Raw genomic sequence first — 13,105 nt, forward strand, 5'->3', positions numbered from 1 at the left:
TTCGTGTCTAAGTTCTTTACCACCAACGATATCGTCATTATCAATATCGACTGCAAGTCATGCTCATCGATAGACAAATCACTGGGCGGTGTATTGTCTTCGAGAACGACGATCGGCATATCGTTATACGTGTACGGCAAATATAAACCAAGGAAACATCCGCCACCACCGTCGGCGTCATTACTATTTAGTTCGAGCGTTCTATCTTCCGACGGATATTCCAAACTAGGAAACGTATTTTCGTCGCTTGTCGCCTCGACGCCTACCTCTCTCTCTCTCTCCGCGTTAGACACATCGAAAGCGCCGCTCAAGGCCACAACAACGAATGCACCAACCATGAGAAATCTGATCCGGATCCAAATAATCGTACGCATCTATCTACAGTTACCGTTTTCTAGGTTATTCGATGGAGGGCGGTACGCCGGGAGTTAGCCGATTACGATGTAATCGGTATCGATGTCGATCCCCGTCTCAGTCGACTGATTATCTCCCGTACTGCCATCGGACTCCCCAGTTCCAACTGAAGGGGAGTTACCTGCACTGGAACTGCCTTCACCGAGGTCGACATCGACGTCACCGACCTCGCCGACACCGTCAGAGCCGCCGTGACTCACGTTAGTTTCGTCACCGCCACCGGGTATGATCGTAATACTCGGTGTGTCAGGATTGACGCCTGCACGTTCGACCTCAACGTAGACGATCAGGTCGTTGAAGTTCGGGTCGTACGTTTGATCGGGGTACTGCTCGTAGGTGTCGATCGCGTCGTCCCAGAGCGCGTCGATTCCCTCCTCCTCAGTCGAGATCGTGTTTTCGAAGAGGAACACGAACTCACCGGAATCGAGGTCGAGTTCGTCGCCACTCTCCGCGATCAGTCCCTGCTGTTCGAGCACCTCTGTCGCGCTCTGCTGTTGGTCGTTACCCGCGGGAAGGGCGGGAATCGTGTTGTTCTCCGCGCTCCGAACTCGGACGTTCTGCAAGTTCTCGCCTTGCGAGGCGTCAATCGGCCCGAACGCTTCGCCGTGTGGTGCATCGCTACACCACATGAAGTCCCGATCGGTCGGTCCCGAGTAGTGCGGGAGCGTATCCGGATCGGTGGACTGAGCTTGGCAAGTGTTGTGCCTCGTGTTCCGCAACGTGAGCTCGATCTCGTCGTCCACCGAGAAATTGTATTGATAACTGTCGTCGCTCTTGTCCTGCCACGTTGGGCCGGTGTTGATGTTATCTCCGCCGTCAGGGTTCTCGAAGGAGTGCACTGGGTCGTCATCCGCCAATACGTCAAGCGTCATGGGTGCTAAGTTGTGAACGTCGGGTTGCCACCACCCCCCGTCACCGGACACCTGCGAGCCGAGGACTTCGACGGTCACTTCTGCGTCTTCGACTGCGCCCAGTCCAACTCGTCCGGGATCGATTCCGGCGTCAACATCGAATTTGACACTGCCCGTGTTGTCATCTGTATGAAGTTTTGCCTCGTACTCCCCATCGATGAGGTTGCTCTCGTTGAGTTCCAGTTCGACGGTATCCGACTCGCCGAAGGATCGTTCGGTCGTGTTTTCACCGAGATAGCCGTAGGGATCCTCTCCCTCGAGCTCCTCCGGAAGCTCATCAAGATACTCAAGTTCGAAGCCGATGTCCTGAGAGCCGGATTCGACGCCGAGGTTCGTGATATTGGACGTGACTGTGACGTTCTCGTCGTCGTGTGTCGCGTTCGTCTCCGAGACCTCGAAGTACGTACCAGAGTTGCCAGCGTAGAACGTGCCGGGCGAGGTCATCGCACTGTCCTCCGTGGAGACGTTGTACTCGTACACCGAACCGGCCTCAAAGTCGTCGGTATCGATATCGAACTCAACCGTTTCGGATTCGTTCGACTCGAGCGTCACCGTTTCGGGTTCGGGTTCGCTACCCGCTTCGCCCGGAAGCGACAGCGCCACGTCCTGCGTTTCGGTGGTGAGATTCGTGTTCGTGACCTCCGTTTCGATCGTAAACGATGACTCTGTTACGTCGACGCGTTGATCGCCATTGTCCCCGGTTTCGTCGAGCACGCCGTGATCTGCAGTGACGACGACTCCGTCTCCCTCCTGACCACCGCCGATATAGAGGGTCCCGCTTGCGCTGTCGTTTTCAGTTTCGATAGTGAACGGATACGCCCCTCCTGGCCATGCGCTCTCGTTTATCGTCCACTCGACCGTCCCCTCGGCTCCGTAGTCGAGTTCGAGTTCCTCGTTGACGCCTTCGATGTCGGGGTGATCAAACTCAAGCGAGATATTCTGCGCGTTGGTCCCCGTCGCGTTCTCGACACCTTGGTTCCAGATGTCCGCACTAATCGTGATGTTTTCGCCGTCTGGTGTCGTTTTGATGTCGTCGTCGGTGACGTTGAAGTGCGTTCCTGGTTTTCCGAGGTAGAACTCACTGATGTTTTCGCCGTCTGGTGTTGTGTCGAGAAGTCTGGTACCGTCCCCGAGGGTATATTGATATGAGTACGAGTGACCAGGACTCAGATTGTAGTTTCCAACTCCAACGTTGAAAGATTCCGTGTCAATCTCACCCCCTTCGAGATCGACTTCTTCCGTATCAAGCGATTCACCGTCAACTTCGAGTACCAGACTCTGACTGACCGAATCACTGCCAGTGTTCTCCAGAACTGGTCCGAACTGAAGCGGATTATTTTCTTTGAGGCGGTACTCGCCAACCATCTGTGATTCGGGGTTTTCGAGGCCAGGGTCCTCATCGAGAACGATCGACGAACTGGATTGTGTTTCCCGAACACCCTCTATATTCGTTTTGACCACTCCATCAGTGGAGTCGTGAGAAACATTTGTATTTTCGTTGGTTTCAGGATCAAGTGTCGTTTCGAGATGCCGATTCCACCCGTCGTGATAGGAACTCTCGATTCGGATCGCGACATTATTTCCATCGGATTCGCTGGCTGCATTGGTGATGTTTTCGGCCAATTCGTCGCTTCGTTCGTGGTCCGCCCGCGCAACAGGATCAGAACTCGAGAGTTCGTCCTGATCGAGGAGCATAATATTGAATTGGACGGACCTGTTCTCCTCGTCGGACTCGTTATCGTAGCTGATTCCGGGCTCCGAGACGATCCGCGTCTCCGAACCGGTGTCCTCCCAGACAGCACCGCCCTGATGCGCGATCGTTCGGTCGTCGAGTTCGAACTCGAGAGCACCGAGCTCCGCGGACGCGGTTCGGTTATCCTCGTCCCACGGGATATCATCGGCCTCGCTGTCGTTGTACCAGACGAACTCGATCTGTCCTTCGTCGGCGACATTTATCTCGCACTCCGAGATATCGGTCGACGGCATCGATTGCTGCTCGCCAGTCGCGGCGACCGTCGCGAGTTGGTGATCCGTTTCGTCCATACAGAGATGGGCTCGTTCGCGCTCGCTCTCCGATTCGAACGCGTCGAGTACCGGCGAACCGATGAGAAACAGCAGTGCCGTTGCTGCAATCACCATCCCTATGAGGAGTACGAGACCGATGATGGGGCTGACGCCCCGTTTCTCTCGAGCGCAAGACTCCTGATTTTTCCCACCAGCACCAGTCATTGTATCCCACTAATAAGCTATCACTATAAATATATTCAGGAATGTTTACTGGTTGGTGATACCGTCTCTGCACGCTTTGAGAGTGCGATTTCAAGGTGGACTGATGGAACGTGGGTGCAGATATCGATAGGCGACGGCCAGACGCTGTCGGATGACGGAATTGATACCTAGTCGGGTTCGGTGACCGTTCCAGCCTCACATTCGACGTCAACTGTCCGGTCGAGGTCGACGGAAATCGTTTCGCCGTTCGCCTCGAGTTCGGCCGTAGCGGGTTGCTCATTAACCGGTTGCTCGGCAGTCCCGGATCCCAAAAAGCCCCTACATGCGCTGCCGGTAATCCCACCGGTACAGTCGGCGTCACATTGGACTGTCCCTTCGACTATGTGCTGATCATCTTTTGAGATCACTTCCACGGAAGTAACTGGCGGGTCACCGTCGGGAGTGGAAATACCCGCGACGTTTACGTCCTCGAGTTCGGTTTGTGTGCTCTGATCGGTAATGGTCAGTAGTACCTCGTCGTAATTGAAGTGGCCATCAAAACAATATGACCCAGAAGAATCGGTGCAAGTGAATTCGCCATCGTCGACCGATAAACTGAGTTCGGACCGGTCGACTCCGACAAGCGCATCCCCGTCGTCAGCAGTGTCGATACTGACGCCCCGATCGGCGAGCGTCGAATCGAATGCGCCGCTCGAGGCGACGAAAACGAGTGCCCCACAGACGAGCAGTCCCAATCCGAGATACGTTATCGTACGCATGCTACATTCCTTCGAGCAACCGTCCACAGCGGTCAGTTCGACTTCGACCAAAGCAGCGATGATCCAGTGCTAACTCACTGATTCCACTCAGTTGCTATCGGGATACATTCTGATTGGTTAATATATGTGCGTTCTGGCCCGGTGAATTCCGTCGGTCCCATCATCCCCGGCGAAACGATTTCGAGAACCTTGTTCTGCCTCGAATTTGATCATATCGCCTGCGAGCAGTCAGACACCGATACAGAGGTGTTCAGGACAGTCTTGAACGAGTGTATTGCACGGCTTTCGGTACTTCTGGCAAGCTAATACAAAGTGGTTAGCGTTTCTAGTATGGGGTAAGGACTGCGTTCCGAACCCGCCTCGAGATGGTGGATATCGGCGCGGTTGTACGGAGATCATAACCATGAGAATGAATCGACGCAATGTGTTAGTTGGACTGGGTACGATTGTCGCGGGTGGCGGAGCTGCACTCGGGACGGGCGCGTTTAGTAGTGTTGAAGCGGAACGAAATGTCGAGATTGAAGTGGCCGGTGACCAGAGCGCAGTGCTCGGTCTTGAAATTACTAACGACACGCTGAGTGGCGGTGAAAGTGGTGACGGCAGCGATGACCAAATTAAGTTCGATCCCGAAGAAAATCTCAATCAGAACTCAATTACCACATTTGACGATGCGCTCAAGATTACAAACAACGGTAGTGAGAACGTGAATGTCGATATACACGAGGCAGTTCTTGGTGAGGACTTAGATGATGGTAATAGTCTAGTCACTGATAATGGTACTGAAACTGGAATGAACTTTATAGACGATAGTAATGATCTAACTGAGCTTTCTGACACTGCAAGTTTAGACATTATATTTGACCTAGATGGTGAAGACGACGATAGTGCTATCCCAGATAATATTGTTATTGAAGCGACCACTGAATAGATAAGTTATAACAGTCTGTTATTTTGGACACCAAATACAATCAACTCTCAAACTATAAACTCCGCATTATATCAGGTGTGGCACAAAACTAACTAATCCTACAACATGAATACAGCTCGCAGAAATAATAAAACTCGAGAACACGTTGACTAATATGAAACGCCGAGCATTCATGGGACTGGGTGCGATGTTGGTCGGCGTCGGTGCGGTATACAGCACCGGCGCGTTCAGTTCCGTCAATGCCGGTCGCGGAGTTGGAGTCAGTGCTGCGGAGGCAGAAGACGAAGCGCTTCTCGGTATTAAAAATATTAACAGTACGGATGAGCCGGTATTCGAGAATAACACCTCTTTGCATATGGAGGTCGAACTGACTGATATAGACCCGGACACTACCGTTACGTTCGACCCGTCGGAATTTTCGTTATCGCCTGATGACGAGGAGACTGTTGCAATAGAAACTGAGGGAGATAGCACGAGTGCTGAAGTGGCGGTCACTGCGACCCTATTTGACGACGGAAACGAAACGGGACAGATAACGCTCCGGCGGGATTTTAGTGTTCCACAAGCTGAACAAACCGAACTAACTGGCGACGTGACCAGTACCGGCGGAAGTGGACGGTTCGCGTTCACGCTCACGAACGAAGGCGACACCGGAGTGGAGTTGGTAGCGATCGGGATCAGAGAGGCGACCGGTCCGCTCGAGCGCGTCGACGACGGCGATCTATTGCTGGATACAAGCGGAACCGGCCAAGGCGACCGCGTCGTCGACGATGCTGCTAACGAAATTCCGGTCGACGATGAAACATTCATCTCGTTCGACCCTACACAATCGCTCAGTCCCAGCGGGAGCCCTGACGACTCTATCGAACTCAGGTTCGACAAGTTCAACGATGATCCGCGGGGCGAGACGGTTACTATCGAGATCGAGTTCCCGGACGGTACCGGTGAATACGTGCTCGAGGTTCCGGAGTAGATCCAACCGAGTTACTATCAGTGAGCGCAAAAACGGAGTGTCACTGTGTTCTCGAGGTTAGCCACCTTTGTCCCGATAGACACTAAAATGACGTTCAGGCCGGACTTGAACGAGAGTATTGGTTACCGTTCGCCGGTTCTGGGACCCTAATACAAAGACCAAAGGGCACTAGGATCAGCATACCAGCGTCTACCGCGATGGAAACCGACGATCGCTGATGGAGGGCATGAGAGGACGCGCACCGGCCCAAAAGAGTGGGCGGAACGGGTACAGTCTTACTCGTTTGCGAAGACTGCCATCGGGCACCCAACTCGATCCGTCAGCGAACGATTGAAGCAAAAATGGTATCGACGAAAATCCTACTCACCGCCGCAGCAGCCTGCTTTCTCCTCGCGCTTGCAGTCCCAACAGTAGCAATTACGGTGGGTGAAGACACGGCATCCGACGATGTCGTCCTCGAGCCAACCTCCCAATACGCCTCACTCGACGACAACGACGAACTCCAACTCGACCTCGAGAAACTCAACAACCAGGCACACACCACGTTCGACGACGTCTTCTCGGTAACAGTCAACGACAATGCCGTCGAACGGGTCTGGATCGAGAACGACATCCGCGGCCTCGAGTTCTACCAGAATGGAGATCAATCGGACGTACTCGCGGAGTCCACTCCTCTCGAGCCATCAGCAGGCAAGACGACGAACGTCGGCGTCTCGGTCGACACGACCGAGAGCTACGAGGAGACGGAAACGTTCACAGTCCACGTCGAGTACGAGGACGAAGAAGTGGAAAACGAGGAGCATCCGGAGGGCGTCGAACTCACGAGCTTCGAGGTCGACCCGACCACGGTCGAAACGGGCGAGAACGTAACCGCAAACGCGACCTACGAGAACGTCGGTCAAACCACGGAAGAAACGACAGCGCAGCTCACCGTCGACGGCACCGTCGTCGACACGAAAACGCTCGAGATCGAACCCGGGGAAAACGAATCAGCCGTCTTCGAGCGACAGATGCAGTGGCCCGGGACGTACGAGGTCGGCGTCGGAAAGGGCGCAAGCGAGACGGTTACCGTCGAAGGGCCGCCGATCGACGTCCTCGAGGCATCCGTCACTACCACCGACATCACGGCCGGCGACAGGGCAACGATCGAGGCCACAGTGTCGAATCCGACCGAGCAGCGAGTTCAGCGCACGCTCGAGCTCGCGGTCGACGGTATCGTCGTCGACACGAGGACGGTATCCATCGCGCCGAACGGGGAAACCACAGTTACGTTCGAGCGGCAGTTCGACGACGCGGAGACGTACGACATCGCGATCAGTGGCGTGGAGGCGGGGTCGGTCACCGTCGCGGAGCGAGAGACCATCACGATTCGGGACCGCGAGCTGTCGGCGGCGGCGACGGCTGCCCTCGCGCCGCCGATGGCGATGGGCTTTCTGTTCCTGGGCATCGCCGCGAACCGGCGGTGGGTGTTCGTTCCGATGCGGTAGCGAATCGCCGGACGGCGATCCTGTCGGGCCAAACGCCGACTCTCGGGGAGTTTAAGGTGTTTGCTTCCAAAGTGAATCAGTAATCGAATAGTCGTCACAGAATGACATTCTCCGAACAAACACGATGACGTCGGCTACACTCCTCAAACGAGGGCTAGGGCTGGCCGTCGCCGTCTGCATCGTCCTCCTCCTGATTGGGCAACTACTGGGACAGCCGATCCTGCTCGGCTACGTCGCGACAGGCAGTATGGAGCCGACGATGAACGCCGGCGACGGCTTCGTCGCGATCCCGAGCGTCGCGACCGGCGATGTCGAGGAAGGAGATATCGTCGTCTTCGAGGCCCGAGAGTTACACGACGGCGAACTGACGACCCATCGCGTGGTCGGCGAAACCGACGAGGGGTACGTCACCAGAGGGGACGCCAACCCATTTACCGATCAGGACGGCGGCGAACCGCACGTCACGGACGGCCAGATCGTCGCCAAAGCCTGGCAGGTAAACGGCGAGGCCGTGACGCTTCCGTATCTCGGCACGGCGATCATGGGCGTCCAGGGCGTCGTGGAGTCGGCCTACGGAACGGTCGCATCGGTGCTCGGACTGACGACGGCAGGCGATTCGGAAGGACTCGGGTCGATGCTGGTCGCCGTCGGCGTCGCCCTGCTCGGCTTCGGGATGCTCCTCGAGCGACTCGGCCCCGGGCGACGCGAGACGCACCGTTCGCGCTCCCGCGAGAACGTCATCGCGTTCTGGACGGCGCTGGGGCTCGTTTTGCTCGTCTTCGTCACGTTCGCGACTGCGGCGATGGTCGTTCCCGCCGGCACCGCCGAGTACGAAGTCGTGAGCACGGATTCGCCGTCCGACGATCCGCAGGTGCTCGCCCCCGGGGAGACGGCGGAACTCACGCGGACCGTCGACAACGCGGGCTATCTCCCGATCGTGGCCGTCCACGACGCCGCGAGTCGAAATATCGCGGCGGATCCCGGATCCCAGACGGTTGGGATACGCTCGAGCGGGGAGACGACGGTCTCGCTCACCGCACCCGAAGAGACCGGCGAGTACACGCGACATCTCGGCGAGTACCGATATCTCGCCGTGCTTCCGCCGTCCGTGATCGTCTGGCTTCACGGGCTGCACCCGCTCGCGGCGATTGCCGCGGTCAACGGCGTCATCGTCGGCGTTACCGTCGCGGTCGTGCTCGTGGTCTTCGGCTACAACGACCTGCGCGTTCGATCCGCGGGATCGCACGTCTCGCTGTCGACTCGGCTCCACCGAAAACTCCGGGAGTGGCTGTGAGAGGGCGTAACACGGGCGTGTGGCCAGTAAATTAAAATAGACGCCATCGTCAGCCAGTATCGTTATAATGGTTGCCTCGCATGAATGTACGCATACGCGTCTTCCGATCAGTCCGGGAACGGATCGAATCGGCCGGTGCGGGGAACGGACGCCAGCGGAACTGGCTCCGGGGGAATCTACACTGTGATCGATAATCCGCGTCTCGACCTGCTGTTCGCCGAATACGGTCGTCTGATCGTGATCGCGCTGGTCATTGTCGGCGCGCTCGCGCTCGTCGCTACCGGCTGGGCCGTCGCGAACCCGTCGACGACGACCGAGACGCAGTACGGCGAAGAACGCGTCTCGAGCGACTTGCAGACGAGCGCCGTCGTTGTCCAGGACGGACCCCTCTGGAACGAGGGCGATCGACTCGAGAACAGCGAGGTCTACATGCTGAACGCCTCGCCGGAACTGACGCTTGAGGCCGAGACCGAACTGCGAAACGAGAGCGACGGGACGCCGATCAACGGCGGCGAAGTGAGCCACGAACTCGAGGTGCGGTACGAAGCGACTCGAAACGACCAGTCGTTCTGGAACGAGAGCCACACCGTGATCGACGGTTCGCCGGCGCTCGAGGACGGCGTCGCAACGTCCGAAACGACGGTCGACGTCGAGTCGTACCGCGACCGGCAGCAGGAACTCGAGAGCGAACTGACCGGTGTCGGCGACGTCGACATGGCGTTCGTTCTCCACGTCGAGTACGACACTGGGACCAATCAGGGTACCCAGCGCGAGTCGACCACGTTTCGCGTGACCGACACCGCCTACTGGCTCGAGGAGTCGGTGTCCGCGTCCGACACGCACACGCACCGGACGGGAACGCTAGAGACGACCGAGTCACAGAATCTCGCGGCTATCGCGGGGCTCTCGCTGCTCGGTACGCTTTCGCTCGCGGCCGGTGCGTTCGTCGCCAGGCGATCGCCAATCGACGAGGACGCTGCCCGGCGTGCGGTCCACGAACGGCGTTACGCCGAGTGGATTTCGCGCGGCTCGATTCCGATGTGGATCGGCGACTATCACGTTTCGCTCGACACCTTGGAGGACGTCGTCGACGTCGCGATCGACACGAACGAGCGCGTCGTTCACGACACGCAACGCGGCCTGTTCGCCGTCGTCAACGACGGCGTCGTCTACTACTACAGCGAACGCGGACTCTGGGAGGAGACCGCCTGGCCGGAGATGAATTTAGAGGAACAGCCGGCGGTCGTCGACGGCGAGCCGGCACTTTCCCCCGACGAGATGGAACTCCAGGGCAACGAGGAGTTCGCTGATCCCGACGACGGGTTCGACGACGACGAGGACGTCTGGCAGAAGCTGTGACTTCCTCCCCACTCTACTCGCTCACGGCTGACGCCGTTTGCTCCTTGAGGGTGGGGCTTCCTGTTTCGATGACGCGCTTTGCAGGAACCGAATCGGTTCCCGTAGGGAGCGCAGTCTCCGCAGGCGTTGATTCGGGACAGTCCATCCCTACTTGATTCAGACCGCGTACCAAGATGTTGTAGGCCGCGTTCCAGTCCCTGTCTGCCGTGAAGCCGCACGACGGACACGAGTGTTCGCGGACCCATAGCGGTTTGTTCGACTCGGCACCGCAGGCTGCACACTCTTTGGTCGTTCCGGTCGGATCGACAGCAACGAAGTGCGTACCTTCGCGTTCGCACTTGTATCCGAGCATTCGCAGGAACGTTCCCCACGCCGCTCCGGCGCGGTTGCGGCTGTTCGACGGGAGTTCCATCAATCCCTTGGCGTCGAGGTCTTCGACCGCCACAAGGTCGTACTCTCGAGCGTAGTGGTTCGAAAGCTTGTGCAAGAAGTCCCGACGCTTTCGCATCAGGTCGGCGTAACGTTTGGCGACTACTCGCTGTTGCTTGCGGTAGTTCGCCGATCCGTGCTCTTTCCGAGAGAGTTTCCGTTGCTCTCGTTCCAGCCGTTCGCGTTCGTCGGAAAGGTCCGGTGACTCGACGGCTGTTCCGTCGCTGTCGTGGGCGTACTTCAGGAGACCCACGTCGATTCCGACACAGTTCTTGAGTGTCTTGGGCTTCGGCGGCGCGTCGTCTTTGGTTTCGATCCCGAGAACAGCGAACCACTCGCCGGTCGGTTCCTGCTTGACGACGACCTCTTTGATCGTGGCGTCGTCGGGAACGTTGCGGTGGTAGACCATCGGAATATCGCCAATTTTGGAAAGAGAAAGTACAGTGCGGCCACTCGTGTTGTTGAGTTCGAAGCCGGTTTGACTGTACTTGACCGAACGATATTCCTGTGGGCCTTTCCACTTGAGTTCGCCGACGCGGTGGCCGTTGTCCTTCCGACCTTTCAGCGTCGAGAGGTTGTCGTACAGTCGTTGTACGACCTTCTGCAACACCTTCGAGTGGACTTGTTTCAGGTCGGTCCACTCGCGTTTGAGGTCAGGAAGGACCGACTGTTCGGAGTACGCCGATGTGTCGTCCTCTCGGTTGAGCCGGTGCAGGAAGTGGTTGTAGAGCTGTCGGCAGGTATCGACAGTCCACGCTAACCGGTCGAGGAGTTCGTCGGTTGGGTTGAGCCGATACCTGTAGTTGTAGCGCATGATCTACCCGCCAGAATCGGCGTCGGGTTCGGGTTCGGAAACGCGGACGACCTTCACGTCCGCTCCAGTCCACCGTTTCGGGACGAGAACGTGTGCGCCGTTTCCGACCGGGCGAACGTCTCGATCGAGGACTTCGTAGCCCTCGATTTCGTGCCGATCCATTAACTATGTATATACTCTGTTATAACATAACGCTATCGATAGCGTGGGCTTGCGGGCCTGCAACAGTCCAGTGCAAGAAACACGAGCAGCGCTGTATCCCCTCCCTGATCGCGCCTCCCCTTCGGTTGGCGCTCCCTGGGGAAGGAGCAGTAGCGCCTCGATTTAGGTAAGCGGTCGGCGCCGAATCAGGTTGCACACGTTTGGGACGTGGAGACGATTGCAACACGGCCACTGACGATTCACGGTCCCCGAGTTACGCGGAGTGAGACCACGACCACCGAGTGATTGACAATATGACGTACGGTCACTCGCGACTCCCGCAAGCTACGCCAGAACCTGACTATCCGGTCAAATCGATATCTCGGGAGGTACGGCCCGTCTAAATATACTTTACAGCCAATATTATATCGTAATCTTTCACGATAGTCACGACTCGTAAGGCTCAACTTTTATGCTGCTGGGTGCTTTCGATTCGTAGTATGGCAGAGACCGACGGGGAGGACATCGAAGATTTGCCACCGAGTGCCAAACTCGTTTTCAAGGTACTCGAGTACGATGGGCCGTTGACCCAGAAACAGATCGTCGAGGAGTCGATGCTGTCGGCTCGGACGGTCCGATACGCCCTCGAGCGACTCGAGGAGATCGGGACCGTCGACGAGGATATCTACTTTGCTGACGCACGTCAGAGTCTCTACCGGATCGAAGAGCCTGTCGCGGCCGACGGCAACGGGGTCGAAGAGTCACCGAAAAAGGACGCCTGCTGTGCCGAATAGCGGGCGACAAACGGGAGGATTCTTTTAACGGCGTAACCGTCCCCCTGCATGGACAAAGAGAGGCTCCCGCGGTGGGGATGGCTGCTGATCGGTCTGTTCGCAATGGCGATCATCGCCAACACGCTCAACATTGCCGTTCTCGGACCGGCGGGACTACCCGATGAGTATCAGGTTATCACCGTCATCACCTCGATGGCTCCGGTGTTGATCTACATCGGGGTCTGGTACGACGAGGAGCGACAGGAGTACTGGGAACAGACGCGAGAACACATCGCTGCCGATCTGGTGTTCGTCGTCACGGGGGCCGCGATCGGGTCGGCGATCGTCCTCGTCCCGATCGTCGAATTCGGCCTCCCGCGTATCGTCCAGGACATCATCGCGATGGCGGCCGGATTCATGCTCTCGTGGGGGTTGTTTTGGTGGCGCAACACGGAGGTCTACAGCGGTCTCTGATTCGCTGCCAGTCGTGCGTAACACCCCGATACTGACGGCCGCGCGTGACAGCTCGGTACTGGCGGTCGTCCGTGACAGCTCGGTACTGGCGAACAGGGCCGTAATCGCCTCGAGCGACGTA

The 13,105-nt window shown here is 57.4% G+C and carries 11 protein-coding genes; 7 read left to right on the top strand and 4 right to left on the bottom strand.

Annotation, left to right across the window (positions count from 1 at the left end; translation table 11 throughout):
- Nucleotides 1–428: 428 nt before the first annotated feature.
- Both NATTI_RS0111495 and NATTI_RS0111500 read right to left on the bottom strand, forming a co-directional pair.
- Nucleotides 429–3,554, bottom strand: a complete 3,126-nt coding sequence (locus NATTI_RS0111495; protein WP_161606823.1) for a DUF7289 family protein — start codon at nt 3,552–3,554, stop codon at nt 429–431.
- Between the two features lie 167 nt (nt 3,555–3,721).
- Complete coding sequence (locus tag NATTI_RS0111500) at nt 3,722–4,312, bottom strand: hypothetical protein (protein WP_006089586.1); 591 nt, start codon at nt 4,310–4,312, stop codon at nt 3,722–3,724.
- A gap of 403 nt (nt 4,313–4,715) precedes the next feature.
- On the opposite strand from NATTI_RS0111500, the gene NATTI_RS0111505 reads away from it, so the two are divergent.
- From NATTI_RS0111505 to NATTI_RS0111525, 5 genes are all read left to right on the top strand, one after another.
- Entirely contained in the window at nt 4,716–5,240 is a 525-nt protein-coding gene (locus NATTI_RS0111505) for a hypothetical protein (RefSeq protein WP_241434298.1), read from the top strand.
- A 190-nt stretch (nt 5,241–5,430) separates the two neighbouring features.
- Nucleotides 5,431–6,213, top strand: a complete 783-nt coding sequence (locus tag NATTI_RS0111510) for a hypothetical protein (RefSeq protein ID WP_241434299.1) — start codon at nt 5,431–5,433, stop codon at nt 6,211–6,213.
- A gap of 341 nt (nt 6,214–6,554) precedes the next feature.
- The gene (locus NATTI_RS0111515) at nt 6,555–7,700 is read left to right on the top strand and encodes a hypothetical protein (RefSeq protein WP_006089589.1); all 1,146 of its coding nucleotides are present in this window, start codon (nt 6,555–6,557) and stop codon (nt 7,698–7,700) included.
- A 124-nt stretch (nt 7,701–7,824) separates the two neighbouring features.
- A complete protein-coding gene (locus tag NATTI_RS0111520) occupies nt 7,825–8,994 on the top strand; it encodes a signal peptidase I (RefSeq protein ID WP_006089590.1) in 1,170 nt (389 codons plus the stop codon).
- Nucleotides 8,995–9,177: 183 nt separating this feature from the next.
- Nucleotides 9,178–10,353, top strand: coding sequence for a DUF5305 domain-containing protein (locus tag NATTI_RS0111525; RefSeq protein WP_027119129.1), 1,176 nt, complete (start codon nt 9,178–9,180; stop codon nt 10,351–10,353).
- Between the two features lie 13 nt (nt 10,354–10,366).
- Here NATTI_RS0111525 and NATTI_RS0111530 read toward each other — a convergent pair whose 3' ends face one another.
- Together NATTI_RS0111530 and NATTI_RS26075 are read right to left on the bottom strand one after the other, a co-directional pair.
- Nucleotides 10,367–11,596, bottom strand: a complete 1,230-nt coding sequence (locus tag NATTI_RS0111530; protein WP_006089592.1) for an RNA-guided endonuclease InsQ/TnpB family protein — start codon at nt 11,594–11,596, stop codon at nt 10,367–10,369.
- 3 nt (nt 11,597–11,599) lie between these two features.
- A complete protein-coding gene (locus tag NATTI_RS26075; RefSeq protein WP_006089593.1) occupies nt 11,600–11,758 on the bottom strand; it encodes a DUF2080 family transposase-associated protein in 159 nt (52 codons plus the stop codon).
- A gap of 479 nt (nt 11,759–12,237) precedes the next feature.
- Between NATTI_RS26075 and NATTI_RS0111540 the strand changes: the two genes are divergently transcribed.
- Both NATTI_RS0111540 and NATTI_RS0111545 read left to right on the top strand, forming a co-directional pair.
- A complete protein-coding gene (locus NATTI_RS0111540; protein WP_006089594.1) occupies nt 12,238–12,531 on the top strand; it encodes a MarR family transcriptional regulator in 294 nt (97 codons plus the stop codon).
- Nucleotides 12,532–12,579: 48 nt separating this feature from the next.
- Nucleotides 12,580–12,984: a hypothetical protein gene (locus NATTI_RS0111545; protein ID WP_027119130.1), complete on the top strand. Its 405-nt coding sequence runs from the start codon at nt 12,580–12,582 to the stop codon at nt 12,982–12,984.
- The last annotated feature ends 121 nt before the right edge of the window (nt 12,985–13,105 follow it).

The organism is Natronorubrum tibetense GA33 (genome assembly GCF_000383975.1).
Taxonomy (GTDB): Archaea; Halobacteriota; Halobacteria; order Halobacteriales; family Natrialbaceae; genus Natronorubrum; species Natronorubrum tibetense.